Annotated in this window: 18 protein-coding genes; 7 read left to right on the plus strand and 11 right to left on the minus strand. The window is 33.1% G+C overall.

Annotation, left to right across the window (positions count from 1 at the left end; translation table 11 throughout):
* Positions 1-16 precede the first annotated feature (16 nt).
* Together HGC4_RS17240 and HGC4_RS17245 are read right to left on the minus strand one after the other, a co-directional pair.
* Positions 17-463 carry a hypothetical protein gene (locus HGC4_RS17240; RefSeq protein ID WP_050711382.1) on the minus strand — a complete coding sequence of 149 codons (447 nt, stop codon included), beginning with the start codon at positions 461-463 and terminating at the stop codon, positions 17-19.
* 54 nt (positions 464-517) lie between these two features.
* On the minus strand, positions 518-1,489 hold the full coding sequence (locus HGC4_RS17245; RefSeq protein WP_050711383.1) for a polyprenyl synthetase family protein: 972 nt from the start codon (positions 1,487-1,489) through the stop codon (positions 518-520).
* Positions 1,490-1,590: 101 nt separating this feature from the next.
* Between HGC4_RS17245 and polA the strand changes: the two genes are divergently transcribed.
* The 6 genes from polA (at position 1,591) to HGC4_RS17275 (ending at position 7,700) form a co-directional block, all read left to right on the plus strand.
* Positions 1,591-4,359 carry a DNA polymerase I gene (polA, locus tag HGC4_RS17250; RefSeq protein ID WP_050711384.1) on the plus strand — a complete coding sequence of 923 codons (2,769 nt, stop codon included), beginning with the start codon at positions 1,591-1,593 and terminating at the stop codon, positions 4,357-4,359.
* A gap of 38 nt (positions 4,360-4,397) precedes the next feature.
* On the plus strand, positions 4,398-4,853 hold the full coding sequence (locus HGC4_RS17255; RefSeq protein ID WP_050711385.1) for a YqaA family protein: 456 nt from the start codon (positions 4,398-4,400) through the stop codon (positions 4,851-4,853).
* A gap of 40 nt (positions 4,854-4,893) precedes the next feature.
* Positions 4,894-5,673, plus strand: a complete 780-nt coding sequence (locus tag HGC4_RS17260) for a radical SAM protein (RefSeq protein ID WP_050711386.1) — start codon at positions 4,894-4,896, stop codon at positions 5,671-5,673.
* Positions 5,674-5,730: 57 nt separating this feature from the next.
* Positions 5,731-6,327, plus strand: a complete 597-nt coding sequence (locus HGC4_RS17265) for an LURP-one-related/scramblase family protein (protein ID WP_050711387.1) — start codon at positions 5,731-5,733, stop codon at positions 6,325-6,327.
* A 146-nt stretch (positions 6,328-6,473) separates the two neighbouring features.
* Positions 6,474-7,031: an NAD(P)H-dependent oxidoreductase gene (locus tag HGC4_RS17270; RefSeq protein ID WP_050711388.1), complete on the plus strand. Its 558-nt coding sequence runs from the start codon at positions 6,474-6,476 to the stop codon at positions 7,029-7,031.
* Between the two features lie 27 nt (positions 7,032-7,058).
* Positions 7,059-7,700 carry a SagB/ThcOx family dehydrogenase gene (locus HGC4_RS17275; RefSeq protein ID WP_050711389.1) on the plus strand — a complete coding sequence of 214 codons (642 nt, stop codon included), beginning with the start codon at positions 7,059-7,061 and terminating at the stop codon, positions 7,698-7,700.
* A 77-nt stretch (positions 7,701-7,777) separates the two neighbouring features.
* Here the strand turns inward: HGC4_RS17275 and HGC4_RS17280 are convergent, their stop codons facing one another.
* Genes HGC4_RS17280 through ychF form a run of 4 tightly spaced genes read right to left on the minus strand, consistent with a single transcriptional unit; the run spans position 7,778 to position 10,640 of the window.
* Positions 7,778-8,569, minus strand: a complete 792-nt coding sequence (locus HGC4_RS17280) for a M48 family metalloprotease (protein ID WP_050711390.1) — start codon at positions 8,567-8,569, stop codon at positions 7,778-7,780.
* A 45-nt stretch (positions 8,570-8,614) separates the two neighbouring features.
* Complete coding sequence (locus HGC4_RS17285) at positions 8,615-9,043, minus strand: GNAT family N-acetyltransferase (protein ID WP_050711391.1); 429 nt, start codon at positions 9,041-9,043, stop codon at positions 8,615-8,617.
* Positions 9,043-9,525: a hypothetical protein gene (locus HGC4_RS17290; protein WP_050711392.1), complete on the minus strand. Its 483-nt coding sequence runs from the start codon at positions 9,523-9,525 to the stop codon at positions 9,043-9,045. Before HGC4_RS17290 ends, HGC4_RS17285 begins: the two co-directional genes overlap by 1 nt.
* 11 nt (positions 9,526-9,536) lie before the next feature.
* The gene (gene ychF, locus HGC4_RS17295) at positions 9,537-10,640 is read right to left on the minus strand and encodes a redox-regulated ATPase YchF (RefSeq protein ID WP_050711393.1); all 1,104 of its coding nucleotides are present in this window, start codon (positions 10,638-10,640) and stop codon (positions 9,537-9,539) included.
* A gap of 160 nt (positions 10,641-10,800) precedes the next feature.
* Here ychF and HGC4_RS17300 point away from each other — a divergent pair, with 160 nt between their 5' ends.
* Positions 10,801-11,373, plus strand: coding sequence for a hypothetical protein (locus HGC4_RS17300; RefSeq protein ID WP_050711394.1), 573 nt, complete (start codon positions 10,801-10,803; stop codon positions 11,371-11,373).
* A gap of 6 nt (positions 11,374-11,379) precedes the next feature.
* On the opposite strand, the gene HGC4_RS17305 is transcribed toward HGC4_RS17300, so the two are convergent.
* The 5 genes from HGC4_RS17305 to HGC4_RS17325 all read right to left on the minus strand — a co-directional run bounded on the left by HGC4_RS17305 (position 11,380) and on the right by HGC4_RS17325 (position 17,608).
* Positions 11,380-12,969, minus strand: coding sequence for a glycoside hydrolase family 31 protein (locus HGC4_RS17305; protein ID WP_050711395.1), 1,590 nt, complete (start codon positions 12,967-12,969; stop codon positions 11,380-11,382).
* 13 nt (positions 12,970-12,982) lie between these two features.
* Positions 12,983-14,530 (minus strand): DUF4874 domain-containing protein, encoded by a 1,548-nt coding sequence (locus HGC4_RS17310; RefSeq protein ID WP_050711396.1) that lies wholly within the window; start codon positions 14,528-14,530, stop codon positions 12,983-12,985.
* 41 nt (positions 14,531-14,571) lie between these two features.
* Positions 14,572-15,057 carry a hypothetical protein gene (locus HGC4_RS17315; protein WP_050711397.1) on the minus strand — a complete coding sequence of 162 codons (486 nt, stop codon included), beginning with the start codon at positions 15,055-15,057 and terminating at the stop codon, positions 14,572-14,574.
* Positions 15,058-15,101: 44 nt separating this feature from the next.
* Positions 15,102-16,154, minus strand: a complete 1,053-nt coding sequence (locus HGC4_RS17320; protein ID WP_082204229.1) for a tyrosine-protein phosphatase — start codon at positions 16,152-16,154, stop codon at positions 15,102-15,104.
* Between the two features lie 551 nt (positions 16,155-16,705).
* A complete protein-coding gene (locus HGC4_RS17325; protein ID WP_050711398.1) occupies positions 16,706-17,608 on the minus strand; it encodes an RsmD family RNA methyltransferase in 903 nt (300 codons plus the stop codon).
* Positions 17,609-17,663: the final 55 nt, after the last annotated feature.

The raw sequence follows: 17,663 nt of genomic DNA on the forward strand, positions 1-17,663 counted from the left end.
TTATAACCTTTCTTTTTTATTCTTCAGTCTTCTTATTGTATCTGTCTTTAAATAGAGAACCTATAAGCAGTAGAATGACAAGAATACCTACAAGTTTACCTCCCCATGCATCCCAAAAAGGTATCTTTACCAAGCCTGCAAGGTTCTTTATATTATTTGTTTTTACAATATCAGCAATGTCTTGCTTAGATAAAACGACAAAATTTTCTTCGTCTATATATCCTACAATTTGACCTTCACCTTGTTGGAATATAGGTAAAAAAACAACTTCGAAATAAGTGTATTTATACCCAAAATCGAAATACTTACCATCATTAGACTTGTAATCTTCAGTATCTGGTAAATCACATATTTTCACAAGCTTATCATGCGGACCAAAAGTAACTTGTGCCGCATTCACTTCATATGTTGAAACAAGGTTTAATAAAGTAACAAAACTTAAAAGCAATAGTATTTTTTTCATAGAAGAAACAAAAAAATAGTAAGTACTTCGTCTATTATTGCCAGTTACAAAAATTTAATAAACGCGTTCTACCACATATTCTACAGCATTCACCAAAGCCTCTTTTACTTCTCCTTCTTTCAAAGTGTCAATAATTTCAATTGCCTTCTGCCTGAATATTTCGATCTTATCGTATGCATATTCTATTCCACCATTTTCTTTAGCAAAAGAAATAAGAGTAGATACATCCTGATCCGAAAACTCACTTGCCTCAATAATTTTCATCATTGCCTGCGATTCTTCAGAATCAGTATTCTTCAAAGCATATAATAAAGGAAGAGTAACCTTTCCTTCTCGTATATCATTGCCTGTTGGCTTACCTACATTATTCGAGAAATAATCAAAAATATCATCCCTCAATTGGAAACAAATACCTAAATATTCACCCAATTTCTCAAAACGATCTACATTCTCCGAACTAGCTCCAACAGATTGAGCACCTATTTTCATGCAAACCGAAAGCAATGAAGCAGTCTTCTTCTTAATAACTTCAAAATATTCTGCTTCATCCAAAATGATTTCCTTAGCCAGCGACAACTGGTTCAATTCACCTTCTGCCAAACTACGACCTAAGCCCGATATAGCCGAAATGATTTCCATATCACCAGTCAATACACTCTTAATCAAAGCAGTTGACAAGAAATAATCACCCGCCAAAACAGCCATTTTATTATCATAAATAGCATTTGTCGAGAGTCTTCCTCTTCTCATTTTCGATTCATCCACAACATCGTCATGTATCAACGATGCAGTGTGCAACAATTCTACTGTTACTGCAGAATGATATGTAGTCTCAGTTATTTCTCCACAAGCTTTAGCAGCCAACAATAGTAAAATCGGACGAATATGCTTTCCGTCTGATTTCATTATGTAATCTATAATCTCCTGAATTCTAGGATTATTACAAAATATTGACTCTCTAAAATAAGAAGTAAAACGTTCGAGTTCTGAAGCTATCGGCTTAGCTATCAAAAGCTTTTTATCCATACTAAAATTAGTTGAATTGCAAATTTATAAATAATTCAGCTTTTAGAGGCATTTATTTGTAACTTTACTGAGAAATAGAACTATTTAACTAATATTTTGGTATGAAACTCTTTCTGTTAGACGCCTACGCACTTATATATCGGTCATATTATGCTTTTATAAAAAACCCGAGAGTCAACTCCAAAGGTCTAAACACATCAGCCATTTTTGGTTTTGTGAATACACTGGAAGAAGTTCTTAGAAAAGAAAACCCTACTCATATTGCAGTAGCTTTTGATCCTGCAGGACCCACTTTTCGTCATGAAGCTTACGAACATTATAAAGCACAAAGGCTCGAAACCCCCGAAGATATAAAATTAGCAGTCCCTATTATTAAGAAAATAATTGAGGCATATAATATAAAAATAGTAGAAGTACCTATGTATGAGGCAGATGATGTGATTGGAACAATTGCCAAAAAAGCCGAAAAAGAAGATATCGATGTCTATATGATGACACCCGATAAAGATTATGGCCAGTTGACCAGTGATCGGATTTTCATGTACAAACCAAAATTTGCAGGAAATGGTTTTGATGTACTAGATGACAAAGCCGTTATGGAAAAATACAACCTTGCCTCTCCCCTACTCATGATCGATTTGCTCGGTCTGATGGGAGACTCTTCCGACAACATTCCGGGTTGCCCGGGAGTCGGAGCAAAAACTGCCGAAAAATTAATTGCCGAATTTGGAACAATTGAAAATATTCTCGAAAATACAGCGAACATAAAAGGAGCGCTAAAAGACAAACTCGAAAATAACAAAGAGCAAATAATTTTCTCCAAATTTTTAGCAACTATAAAAATTGATGTTCCTATCGAATTTGTAAAAGAAGAATTTGAAAGAAGAAATATTGATGATGAAAAAATAGAGCATCTTTTCGAAGAGCTCGAATTCCGAACACTCATAAATCGAGTCTTAAAAAGAGAAACCAAAATTGTTCCTAAAAAAGAGGAAGCTCAAGGCGTTCTCTTTGAAGAATTCATGGAGAATGTCCCAGAAGAAAAAAAATATTCGACTCTCATGGAGTTAAAAGACATGGTTTACTCATATCATCTAGTTGATAATGAGGAAGAAATGATCAAATTAAGAGACAAAATTTCGGGTAGTACTTTTTGTTCATTTGATACAGAAACAACCTCCGTTGACCCTATTGATGCCGAATTAGTAGGAATGTCGTTCTCCATTGAAGAAGGTGAAGCATATTACGTACCTATCTCGGCAAATTTTGACAAGGCAAAAAATCAAGTAAAAATTTTCAGAGAAATTCTCGAAAATGAAAATATTCTAAAAATCGGTCAAAATATAAAATATGATATTATTGTTCTCAAAAAATATGGAATAGAAGTAAAAGGCAAATTATTCGATACGATGATTGCCCATTACTTAATAAATCCGGAATTGAGACATAATATGGATTATATGGCAGAAACATATCTCAACTATAAAACAATTCATATAGATGAGCTAATCGGATCTCGCGGGAAAAATCAATTGAATATGAGAGACCTTTTTCCAAAAGATGTTTGCAATTATGCTTGTGAAGATGCCGACATAACATTAAAGCTAAAAAACATACTAGAAAAAGAAATTGAAAAAAATGGTATAAGCCATTTACTCTATGATATAGAATTTCCACTTGTCTATGTCCTAGCCGATATGGAATATGCAGGAGTAAGACTAGATACTAAAGCATTGAAAGATTCTTCTGAGAATCTGACAAAAGAAATGCTAAATATTGAGGCCGAAATATTCGAACTGGCAGGAGTAGAATTTAATGTAAATTCTACTAAGCAGGTAGGCGAAATTCTTTTTGATAGATTGAAAGTTATTGAAAAACCTAAGAAGACAAAAACCGGCCAATATACAACCAGTGAAGAAGTACTCGAAAGTTTAAAAGACACCCACCCCATCATTGGCAAAATATTAGAATATCGCAGTCTCAAAAAATTATTGAGTACCTATATTGATGCTCTTCCTTTATTGATTAACAAACGAGATGATAAGATACATACATCATATAATCAAACAGTTACAGCAACAGGAAGATTAAGCTCCAGCAATCCAAATCTACAAAATATACCCATCAGAGAAGGGCATGGAAAAGACATTCGAAAAGCTTTTATTGCCGATCCAGGATGCACTTTCTATTCGGCTGACTATTCGCAAATTGAACTTAGAATCATGGCACATCTTAGCCAAGATCCAAGTATGATTGATGCATTCAATAGTGGCGAAGATATTCACGCTTCTACTGCTGCCAAAATTTATAAAATTCCAATTAAAGAGGTAACAAGCGATATGCGCCGTAAAGCAAAAACGGCTAACTTCGGTATTATATATGGTATCTCGGTTTTTGGACTTGCTGAAAGACTTTCTATCCCTAGATCTGAATCTAAAGAGCTGATTGACGGATACTTCGAAACATATCCGAAGGTTAAAGAGTACATGGATAATATCATTAAAGATGCCAAAGAACAAGGTTACGTAGAAACAATCTTGGGTCGTAAACGATTTCTTCCTGATATTAATTCGAGAAATGCCACAGTACGAGGATATGCTGAACGAAATGCAATAAATGCACCGATACAAGGAAGTGCTGCAGATATCATAAAAATAGCAATGAATAATATCTTCGAACGTTTCAGAAATGAGAAAATCCGTTCAAAGATGATTTTGCAAGTACATGATGAACTGAACTTTAACACTTTTAACGATGAATTGTCGCACGTGGAACAAATCGTAATTGAAGAGATGGAAAAGGCATATAAGCTCATCGTTCCATTGAGAGCTGATTCGGGTACAGGAAATAACTGGTTAGAGGCCCATTGATAATATTAAATATTTAATTATCAATAATATAAACAAATATGCTTGACGGATTTGTCGAATACGGATATATAGGACTTTTTCTAGCTTCCTTTTTGGCAGCCACTATCCTACCATTTGGTTCCGAATTTGTATTTGCTGCATTAATAGCAGCAGGTTTAGACCTTTGGACATGTATACTTATAGCATCCGTTGGTAACTGGATGGGAGGTATGACCAATTATTATTTGGGAAAACAAGGCAAGCTTGAGTGGATAGAAAAGTATTTAAAAATAAAGAAAGAAAAGATTGAAAAAATACATGTTTGGCTCACAGGAAAAGGAGCAAGCATGGCATTTTTTAGTTTTTTACCGGTAGTAGGAGACGTTATAGCCGTAGCACTCGGATATATGAGAGCTAATGTATATATAGTGAATATCAGCATGTTTACTGGTAAATTTGCACGTTATGTACTTCTTGCATACGGAATTATTTATGGAATTGAATGGTTAAGATAATCATACAATTTATTAGTACACAAAATAAATCAGACCAATCATGTCAACACTATTATTTGATGAAATAGTCTTCGGACCTATACATAGTAGAAGATTAGGTACATCGCTAGGTATGAATCTCTTACCTTATGATGGAAAAGTCTGCTCATTCAATTGTATTTATTGTGAATGTGGATACAATGAAGATGGAAGAACCAAAACAGAATTACCTAATCGTAAGAATGTAAAAGCTGCTTTGGAGCACAAATTATTGAAATTGAAAAAAGAAAATGTAAAGATAGATGTCATTACTTTTGCCGGGAATGGAGAGCCTACTCTACATCCCCATTTTGCAGAAATAATTGATGACACCATCGAATTACGGAATAAATATGTTCCAGAAGCTAAGATTAGTGTACTTTCTAATGCGATGCACATAGGAAAGGATAGTGTTTTTAATGCACTTAAAAAGGTTGAAAATAATATTTTGAAACTCGATTCGGCTAATATAGAAACAGTTCGCTTAATAGATCAGCCCAATTCTCCTACTTACAATATAGAGAGGCAAATAGAATTTTTCAAAAAATTTGAAGGGAATTTTATTCTGCAAACCATGTTCGTAAGAGGCAGTCATAAGGGTCAAATAGTAGACAACACTACTGAGGAAGAAATAAACGGATGGCTTGATATTATAAAAATAACGCATCCGAAGGAAGTAATGATATACACAATAGACAGAGAAACTCCTGAAAAAAATCTAGAAAAGGTTCCTCTTGAAGAGCTTAAACAAATTGGAAAAAAAGTAGAACAACTAGGTATAAAAATTAATATCGCCGGATAACCATTTTTAACTTCTAAAGTAGTACTTTTGTATGCTAACTAAAACTAAATAAATAATATGAGTAATTTTCCTCAGTTTTTCGAAACAAATGAATACTTTATAGATCAGAAAGTTAACTACTTCAAATTCGAAGCAGAATATAAAGTATTTGGTCAAGATGGAAACCAAATAGGAGTTATTAAACAAAGAATATCCACTGGTCACAAAGTTCTAAGACTAATTGTTGGTAAAGCAATGATGCCTTTTTTATTGGAGATTGTAGACATGGAAGGAAACACTCTTGCTGTAATAAAAAGAGGATGGACATTTTTTATGTCTGAAATAGCTGTACTTAATGGACATCACGAAACTCTTGGCTTTATCAAACAAAAATGGGCATTTTTCAAACCAACATTCCATATTATGGCGGCCAACAGAGCTAAGATTGCTGAAATAAAAGGAGATTGGAAAGGTTGGAATTTTGCTATATCTGAAGCTAATGGTGAACCTATAGGAACGATTAGTAAAAAATGGGCAGGTGCTATGAAGGAAATCTTCACTACTGCTGATAAATATAACGTTTCTATTAAAGAAGAATACAAAGAAAACACAGATAAAATAGTTGTAGTATCTACTGCAATCACTATCGATATGGTGTTGAAAGAATCAAAATAAAATAAGTCTTAAATAAGACTCATAGAAAAGGGCTACAATCGTTGATTGTAGCTCTTTTCTATTAAATATTGTTTAGAAAAAAGCAACTAGCAGGCTATATGACAATAAATGAGTAATTTTATAGAACCAATAAAATAATAAAAAATATGATAACAATAATTTTAGCTCACCCTTGGCATGGTAGCTTTACTAAAGTGATTTTAGACACTATTACTAATAAATTAGACACAGATAATTGTCCTTATCAAGTAATAGACCTGCATAAAGACAATTTCAATCCGGTACTAACAGAATCTGAATTAGCTTTATATTCAAAAGGCGGGTATTCGGATCCTTTAGTGGAAAAATACCAAACTATGCTCAAAAATAGCGAAGAAGTTGTATTTATGTATCCAATATGGTGGATGAATATGCCGGCTATTTTAAAAGGATTTTTCGATAAAGTACTTCTTTATGGTTTTGCTTTTAACTACGAAAATGGATGGAATCCACTTCTCAAAATAGAAAAATCTACTGTAATAACCACTTCTGAGCAATCTACAAGTAGTTTTGTACAATCAGGAGATCCAGTAAATGACATCAATAAAAATTGCTTACAATCAGTAGGTATAAATAATACTACTTGGTTTAATTGTGATCATATTACATCAGGAAGTGACGAACACAGACAAGCATTTTTAGAAAAAATAAAAAATCACTTTTAATTTACAAAACTATTATTTTATACCAGTATGAAGTATCTATTAATCGCAGCATTAGCATTTGCCTCCTTTATCAATGTAAATGCTCAGAACTTACCAAATATCGAATTGAATGCTCCTGAAAAAACGGGGGGACTTACTGTAATGGAAGCATTTGCCAAAAGACAATCGTCTTCTGAATTTGGAGATAAAGAGCTAAGTAAACAAGACCTATCCAATTTACTTTGGGCTGCTAATGGTATCAATCGTGAAAACGGTAAAAGGACTGCTCCATCGTCTCAAAACAGCCAAGATATTGATATTTATGTTGCCCTGCCTCAAGGAGTATATAAATTCGATCCAAAATCAAATAATTTAGTTCCTGTAGCTGAAAGTGATTACAGAGGATTAGCAGGTGGAAAAAAGGATAATCCCCTACCCCCTACAATTCTTTATCTTGTAGCAGATGCTTCAAAATATACACCATCTGCTTATAATACAATGGAGCATATTACCAATATGGGCAAAGTAGATGCAGGAATTGTATCTCAGAACATAGCTATCTTTTGTTCGGGAATGGGCTTAGCTACAAAACCTCGTGCACAGATGAATCACGCAGAATTAAAAAAGGTTCTTAACTTAAGCGATAGTCAGACCTTGATACTCAATCATCCTGTGGGATATTTAGAATAATCCTTTTTACTCAAAACAAAGAAAGCCTGATAATTACTTATCAGGCTTTTATATTTAGAAAAGTTACGAAACTTCGTTTACTTCTTTTTCTCTAAGTTAGCAATACGATTTTCAAGACCTGGATGGCTCGAAAATAACTGATTTGCTTTACTTGTTTTAGTTGCACCTGCTTCTTTCTCCATTTTCAACAAAACACCTAAAGACTGAGCCATTGCGTGAGGATCTTTATTAGCTTGTTTCAATAAATTATATGCATAGTCATCAGCCGAAGATTCTTGTTTTTGAGAGAATTGAGCATTAGTTAATGCTTCACCCAAAGAACCCAATTGAGAGTCCGTTAGAGCAGCTGCAGCGTTTCCGGTAGAACCTACTGCATCTTTAAGAGCAGACGTTAATAGAGCCGTTTTAAAAGCGTCTTTAGAGTCATTGTTTACAACGTGACCAATCTCGTGTCCCATAACAGCAAGAATTTCTTCATCTGACATGATATCCATTAATCCTGCAAAAACACGAATACTTCCGTTAGCACATGCAAAAGCATTTACATCAACTACATAAAGAGCTTTAATATCAAGCTTTTTACCATTTACATTATCTATAGGAAACATTGCGGAAATTCTTTCTAAACGCTCAGCAGTTTCTCTTTTACCTTGATCGGTATCAGTAACACTACATACAGGATTGTGAGCGTCTATCCAGTCAATATATTCTTGAGCATATTGAGAAATTTCTGCATCGCTAAGGGTCATAGCTTTAACACCTTTTGTAGCTGCATCTACAGCTTTACCCACCTTAATTTTACCGAATTGTGCATTAGCCGCAAAACTGCAAGTTGCTAATAGAGCCACTGCTAATAAAAACTTTTTCATAAATTTTATTTAATTAGTGATAATGTATAGTGTATAAACATTTAATTATGAGAGTTCTAAAGAAATAACCGGATAGTTTTTTCCTTCAGAATCACAATCTACATAGCCTGTTTTTATGAAACCTCTTTGTTCGTAGAATCTCAGAGCTTGTGTGTTTTGTTCATTCACATCTACCTTCCTTAAGTTTAAAGAATCTATGGCGAAATTAAGTAATTTTTTTCCAATTCCCATTCCTCTAGATTCATTTTCTATGAAAAGCATTTCTATATTATCTTCTGAAACACCCAGAAAACCTTTTATTGTAAGAGATTCGTCTTTAAATACATACAAAGAAACATGCTCAAAATAAAATGGCAATTGGGATTTATAAAACAAGAAATCTTCCTCAGAAAGAAAATCATGAGTAGCCAAAACAGCACTTTCCCATATTTTGACTAAAACGGGATAATCTTTATTTGAAGCTTCAGTAATCATTACTCTTTAATTCCGTATTTGTCTTTATAAATAGTAGTCTCTTTTAAGTTTTTTTCAAAAAGATCTTTAGGGTAAGTAGGAGCCAAAATTTTAATAGAAACATCTTTCAGCTTATCGTAATATTTTTCAATATCCTCCGAACTTAAATGTGAAAATGTGAGTTGATGAATCTTTATAATATCTTTCTCAGTAAATTCATCCGGATTTTTATCTAAAATATTGATATCTTCTTGCGTCAAAACATAAACATCAGCTACCTTTTGATGAGATAAAGATGATGAACCATAAATACCAATAACAAAACCTATAACAAGCACAGGAATAGAAAGTCCAAAGTATTTCAGACCTTTTATTAAGTTTGTTTTAAGTTTATCTTGGTTACCGGAAAACATGGCTTTGGTAGCTAAAACACCACCTGTAATCATCAGAATAATACCTATTCCGATGATTATATATCCTATTATTTCTAAAAATTGAAACATTAAATTAATTATTATACATTAAAACGGAAGTGCATAATATCACCATCCTGAGCAACATACTCTTTACCCTCTACACTCATTTTACCAGCTTCTTTTACAGCAGCTTCAGAGCCTAAAGCAATAAAGTCTTCGTATTTGATAACTTCAGCACGGATAAATCCTTTTTCGAAATCGGTATGTATAACACCCGCACATTGTGGTGCTTTGAAGCCTTTTATAAACGTCCATGCACGAACTTCCTGTACACCGCAAGTGAAGTATGTTTGAAGACCTAAAAGTTGATAAGCGGCTTTTATAAGACGGGCAACACCTGATTCTTCAAGTCCTATTTCGGAAAGAAACATTTCACGCTCTTCGTAAGATTCAAATTCTGCAATCTCCGATTCTATTTTAGCAGCTACAACAAGTATTTGTGCATCCTCTTCTTTAACCGATTCGCGTACTTGTTCTACATACTTATTACCAGTAACAGCACTAGCTTCATCCACATTACAAACGTACATTACAGGTTTGTAAGTCAATAAGTATAATTCTTTTGCAGCCTTTTCGTCTTCCTTATTATCAAACTGAACAGTACGAGCTGATTTACCTTGTTCTAAAGCTTCTTTGAACTGAAGAAGAATGTCGTACATACGTTTAGCATCCTTATCTCCACCTGTTTTGGCTTGCTTTTCTACCTTTTGAATACGTGCTGTTACAGTTTCCAAATCTTTCAACTGTAATTCCGTATCAATTATTTCTTTATCACGAACAGGATTTACACTCCCATCTACGTGAGTAATATTATCATCATCAAAACAACGCAGTACATGAAGTATAGCATCTGTTTCGCGTATATTAGCTAAAAATTTATTGCCTAATCCTTCGCCTTTACTGGCTCCTTTTACCAATCCTGCAATATCTACTATCTCTACAGTTGTAGGCAAAATACGATTAGGTTTAACCAATTCTGCCAATTTGTTTAAACGTTCGTCCGGAACGGTAATCACACCCACATTAGGTTCGATTGTACAAAAAGGAAAATTTGCAGATTGTGCTTTCGCATTCGATAAACAATTGAAAAGTGTAGATTTTCCTACATTAGGAAGTCCTACTATACCACACTGTAGAGCCATTATTTTATTCTAATTTTTTAATATTCAAGGGCACAAAGATAGTCAAAAAAGAATGAAATTTATATTTTTAATGAGACCTATCTAAACACCTAAAAATAAGCATATATTTGTAGCTGATAACATTAAAGCTGCAGTGTATTTACTACATTACTTAATCTGTATGAAAAAGACAAAAAAACAATTCTCAATTTTAATAATTTTATTACTTTCTATTAATTCTTTATTCTCCCAAAACAAAACTGAAAATGAAAATATAGTAATGTGGAGTTCAGCCCAAAAGCTAACTCTTGACGATTTTGGTATCAAAAAAGAAAGTACAGATCAAATGCTTTCATTTGCTCAATTTTCAATAGATTATAGTGTAAACGGATTTAGTTTTTTAGCTAAGAATTTTAATAAAAAGGTTCGCAATTATATGATTAAATCAGCTTCATGGATTAATCCTAATAAGAATGTTTCAACCTCGCTACTATATCAGCAAACCATATTTGATATTGCTGAAATCTACACTCGTCAATTTAGAAAAGCTTTGAAAAAAAACAAGAAAAAAGCCATATCAGGTACTCGTTTTGTTGAAGAGCTAAATCAAAAATCAATGGCAGAATTTACAAATCGCCGAATAGAATATGATGAAGCCACTGATTATGCAAGGGATACCCAAAAACAAAATGAATGGGAACTGCAAATACTAAAAGAATTAGAGGAATTAAAAGAGTATGCATACGATAAGTAACGACCCTCACTGTTTCTCAAAATATAGAAGCCTATCTAAAGGAACATCAAACGAAATTGTTTGTCCTCCTTTGTAATTTTCACCCAGATCGTCTCTCCATTTACCCTTTGGAAGTTTCACAGTTCTCTTATTATCAGACGAAATAACAGGTGCTACCAAATATTTATCTCCTAACATAAATTGATCTTTACACTCAGCAAAACCCTCGTTTGGAAACGAATATTCCATATGACGAATAATAGGCTCTCCTGTCTTAGAAGATTCTTTTGCATGATTAAGGATATAACTCCCCATCTTTTTATGTAAATGAGCCATATTACGAACTATATTCAGATTCTCTTTATTTAATATTCGCCAAGGAGCAACCGAAAATTGCATCATAGGCATCAATGCATGTACCTGAGCCGATCTTACAATTAATGACTGATCGAATTTGGTCTGATCTAAGCCTATAAAAGAGCCGAATTGACCTCCACCAATCATATCAGGACAAGTATAAGCATAACCCAACAACCCTGCGGAAATCATTTCAGGAATAAGTATCTTTACTGCACCCCACGAATAATCTTTATCGCCAAGACGTTGCACAAGAGCCTCTCCTCCCATCTTCCAACCTGCACGATATTCATTAAAAGGAAACTCTAGCCCTATCCCAGCCCATGCTAAAGTATGATCTACCGATTTAGCATCTTTTTTATAGCTATCAATTAAATCAGTATAGTAAAACGAATTATCTCCTGCATCAAATTTAAAGCCATCTACTCCATATACGTGCTGTACCTGCTTTAATTGAGCTACAAAATAGTTAGCAGCCTCAGGATTAGTAAGATCATAACAAGCACTTTGCCCGTTCCACCAATCAATCATAGCAGGAGTATTTGTTCCTTTCTTTTTTATAAGATAACCCTTCGACATTAAATCTCTGTATTCGGGACTATCGCCACTTACAAACGGACATACCCATAGCATTACTTTAAATCCCATTGAATGAAGCTTTTCAATCATCCCTTTTGGATCTGAAAATTTATCAGCTTTAAATTCAAAATTTCCATAATGCTTTTGCCAATTATCATCAATCATTAATACTCCTTTAGGGAAACCATTGTCAATAATACTTTGAGCATAGTTCAAAATATCTTTTTGATTTTGGTTATATGTCAACTCAATCCATGTATTGTATTGGGGCATTGTAAAAAACAGATGATCGGGTAATATACCACTCGGGGGAAAATGTTTCTGAGAAGCATGCAAATAAGCTTCTTTCAGAGTTTTACCTGCTTCAACTACCTCTATTTTTTCATATAGAGATCTTATCTTTATAGAATTATCTCTTATTTCGAATTTGAAGGGAGAATTGCTCCAAATATATCTTCCTTTATTAGATATAAAAAGAGGTACTACCTGATTATTATAGTTTTGTAAAGACAAATCAAATTCTTTTACAGGTTTTATATAAGGCATTTGTGAGCCGAATGCTACTACTCCACCCCACCAATACTCATCTTTTTCGAATTTAATATCAGTTTCATATACTGTTTGTGAATACATTGAAACAGCAGAAATTAAAAAGAGAAGAAATAAAGTTATTTTTCTCATAACAACCTATTTATTATAGTTTTATATCAGTCAAAATATTTACTCCATATCGTTTATCTTTCGATACCCACCACTTTACATCCCCATTAGCAGTACGAATAGCATACCGAGGGTTATACTTCAATCTTTCCGATCCATCAGCTATCCATAATCCAAGTTTATAATTACCCTCCTTAGAGTCTACAGGCAATTTAATAGTTGATTTAACTTGATGTACTAAAGGTGCATGGTTTATATCATCCGGATTATAAGGCTGCCATGTATAAATATCAGCATCTGTTTTAAATTCGGTAACTTCCCCCGCTTCATCTATCAATACAAAATAAACATCATGCTCATTAAATAAAGTAGAAAATCCCCTATTTATAAGACTTAAAGAAATTTCTTTCTCTCCTTTATTTTTACCATTTGTAAGCGATAATTCCTGTAATTCAAGACGATATCCTAAGTGATCTCTTATATAATCAAATACATTTCGTTCAACAGCAGAACCATCTTTTTTCTGAAAATAATTAGCTGATACAGGCATTTTATTTTCTATTAAAAAGCTTTCGGAAAGTGGTGTTTCTTTCCATACTAACATCGAATATTTAGGTAATTTTTTCAGATCTTTTGTATTCTCGTGTTTCTCTTTATAGTTATGAATAACGCTCAAAGAAGTATAATGCTGTAAAAATAAACGGCGTGCAGTTTCGTGTCCATCAATAATCCATCCTGCCGATGGTGCATCAGGATCATTACCTACACTCCAAAATCCCCAAGGCAGCTCTCCGTCTACTGCTAGGTAAGGAGATTCTTTAACTATCTGATCGAAATTATTGGTTCCTTCATGCATATCTCCATCCCATTTGTCAGCTTTAATGACAATAAAATCATCATGGAATGAAAGTCTATTATATAATTCAGGAGTATTTTTAAGTATATTTTTATAATCGGGTACTCTTACCTGCACATTCCTTTCTTTAGGAACTACAGCTAATAGTTTTTCTAAAATAGAGCGTTTAATATCGTCTGAATTCTCTAAACCATGAACCGAACTATGCCATTCGCCCCATGCTCCTATTACTCCAGCTTGAACCACTAAAATAAGGTCTTTATTCTTTTCAAGAAAAGGTTGTAATTCATCAAGATGTGCTAGTGCTTGTTTTTCAGTAGGTCCTACGGGAGCTCTTCCATTAAAATCTCTTTCGTAAGCAAAACGAAGTACAGCTTTCATTCCTAAATTTTGAAGTTCATCAAAATAAGACTGCATAATTTCGAAGTCTTTTTCCGACAAATCTTTACCAACCAAATCGGTCAAATAAAAATAGCTTTGTACCAAAGAAACACTGTCGGAGGCATATTTAGCTACTTCTTCTCTCAACTCTTCAATGGCATGAGAAGCATTTCCATCTCCTACATTCAAAGCAACTTCGAGCCGAAAGCCTCTTTCACTATTATATAATCCTTCTATACCTTGAGGATCATCAACACAAATACCTCTAAAATGAATAGTTTCCTGTCCCGAATTACACGACAAAAGAAAACCTAAGCATAAGCTTAAATAAAGTAGTTTTTTCATAGTATATAATTATAACAAAAAGGTCTTGGATGTACTAAAAATTAAATACGGGTATCTTTCCTATCTTCGCTGTGCAACCACAGCACATATTTTTCTTTGAATTTTTTAATCGATTGTTTATTTATAATATCCAAATAAGATTCTATAAAATTAGGATTGTTTTCGCAAAACGAAAAAGTAAAGTTCTGCATTCCAATCAATTGAAAATAAGGCATAATCTCTATTCTATCACAAAGAATAATAGCAACTTCTCCCCTACTCAATTTACGTTTTAGACATTTAGAATAGACGTCTGTTTTAGAATCGTCCATAAAAAAGTCTGGTAATATTTGTAAAGCTTCTTCCTGATAATCGGATATTTTAGAAGCAGCTTCATTTTTTATAATATCCTTAGAGTCGGATATTTTACAAACCTCTATTAATAAGTCTTCTATTTCACTTTTCGATTGAGAAAAAGCGAAATCCAAAAACGATATAAGAATAATGATTAAAGCTATAATTTTTTTATAAAAACTTGTAAGTAACATAATTAAAAAGAATTTACCAGTAAGTTTATATAACTCTCAAAATCTTAATATAAATACTTTTCTCTGAATTTTTGAATATCTACACCCAGAACCCCAGTTAAGTAATTTTCGACCGTACCATGGTCTTTCTTTATCTGATCGATACCTGCCTGTATAAATTCTCTCTTTACTTCAAATAAAGGCTTTAAATTAGGATTCTCAGCTATATATTGAGCATACTTGTCACCCAAATAAATATTAGAAGATAAGTAATCTTCAATAATTGTATTTTCATCTACACCAAGTGCAAATAAAACAAGAGCTGCTCCCATTCCTGTTCTATCTTTACCTGCCGAACAATGAAACATCAAAGGAACATCTTTTTCTTGTTGTAACAATGTGAAAAAATCTTTATATCTGTTTACGCAAGAAGAATCGGTCACCAAGATGACATTCATATCCATCATAGCACTATCCATCTGGCTTTGTTTTAAATCTGCCAGACTCTTAGCAGCCAATAAATTACCGGGTGTTATAGAATAAGCATAATCTTTGTTTACAGACTGAGGTAACCTATCTGGTGAACGTTTAATTTCTTCAGGAGATCTGAAATCTACTACTGAAACAAGAGGTATCGATGATAGATATTTAATATCATTATCTGTCAGATTATGTAAATCATCTGATCTAAATATCTTACCCCATTTAATAAATTTTCCATCCAAAGTTTTAATTCCACCCAAATCACGAAAATTATAACCACCTGTCATAGGTAGATGACGTTCGGCCAAAATAGCTTTTCCATCCGAAGTTACCAATTGAAAATAACTGCGAACACTGTCTGCTACATTCAAAGGAAAAGTACCACTACCCTCGCCTTCAGCTATGGGTTTCGAAAAATCAATATCATCTACCGATGTTCCCGAATACAAAAACCATTTGCCATTAGCCTCAATATGCAATTCGGCAGCCTTGGTATCTTTATTTCTTATTATAGATGCTTCGCTAGATACATCTTTTCCCGAATATTGAGCTTTATCTATTTTCATAGTTGAATCTTTACATGAGATCATAAAGACCGATCCCATTACTAATAAACTTAGAATTATTTTTTTCATACCAATATACTTATAAATAAACAGTCAACCAAAAAAGGGTTATCAACAATTGTATTATGTATTATTTATTCTTCTTTAAACTAAAAACTAATATGGTAGTAATAATAGCCTGTTGAAACTGTTTATTATTATTTCGTCTTTTACTTGTTTTTTGAGTTACTGTTATATTAATATAGACTTATATACAATTATGAACATTTTTTAGCATACTTATATGTGATGGTTCACTGCTTGTTACAGACTTTATTAAATGAGTGTTGATAACTGTGAGTGTTCAAAAGTTTTATTTCTTTTCATTGTTAATAGCTGTTGATAACTACATGATATTTTAAACAAAGATTTATGCTTAATAATTTTGTATTTCATCAATATCTTATATACAATTTGGAGTATCAACTTTGCAACTTTATTTTTTAGAAACTTATCAACAGTTATCAACACTTTATTGACATCTTTTATATTTTATTAATTGTCTATGTATTAGTAATTTAATATTTAAGTAATTGTATTACAATGTATTAAATTAAATATAAAATAGACTGATCTAATACTCAACCTTTTAAATTTTTGAATCTGGCATATATACTCAAAGGAAGTCTTTTTCCCGATTTTTCAGGTATTAATAACTCTCCGTATTGATATGACTTAATAGTAAGAAAGTAGTTTTTAATTAAATTTTCAGCTATTACAGACGAAAATCCCATTGAATAGAGGTTGAGTATAAGAAACGAATTTTCGCTTTCTAGAAGCTCTTGGCAGATAGACATTAGTTCAGCTATATTTTCTTCCAGAATCCATCTTTCACCATCAGGTCCACGTCCGTAAGCAGGAGGATCGAGAATAATACCATTGTATTTTTTGCCTCGCTTTACTTCTCGTCTACAAAATTTAAGAGCATCTTCAACAATCCATCTAATATTATCTAGATTCGAAGCCTCCATATTTTCACGAGACCAAGTGATAACCTGTTTTACGGAATCTACATGAGTAACATCAGCTCCTGCACTTTTAGCGGCAATAGAAGCGCCACCCGTATAGGCAAAGAGATTTAATACTTTTGGTTCGTTTATATTGAAGCTCTTTACAGTATCGTATATAAAGTTCCAATTTTCGGCTTGCTCAGGAAATATACCTACATGTTTGAAAGAAGTAAGCCCCAAACGAAATTTAAGGTGCATTTCTTTGTAGTCATAATTAATAAACCACTGATCGGGCATACCTTTCTTCTGAATCCATTCTCCTCTTTCGTTTCCATCTTGTGACGATTTTCCTTTTTCGCGTCTGAAAATAGCATCTGCCATCGTTTCCCATTCTTGTTCCGATAATGTTTTTTGCCATACAGCTTGTGGTTCGGGTCGTGCCAGTATGTGTTTTCCAAACCGTTCGAGTTTTTCATAATTGCCCGAATCTATTAATTCATAATCTGTCCAATGTTGTGGTTCTAAAAGAAGCATAAAGAAGAATTTTTTGAGGTCTTTGACCCATTGTTTCTTTAGTAAATATTTATAA

The sequence above is a fragment of the Dysgonomonas sp. HGC4 genome (assembly GCF_001261715.1).
In the GTDB taxonomy this organism is placed as follows: domain Bacteria; phylum Bacteroidota; class Bacteroidia; order Bacteroidales; family Dysgonomonadaceae; genus Dysgonomonas_A.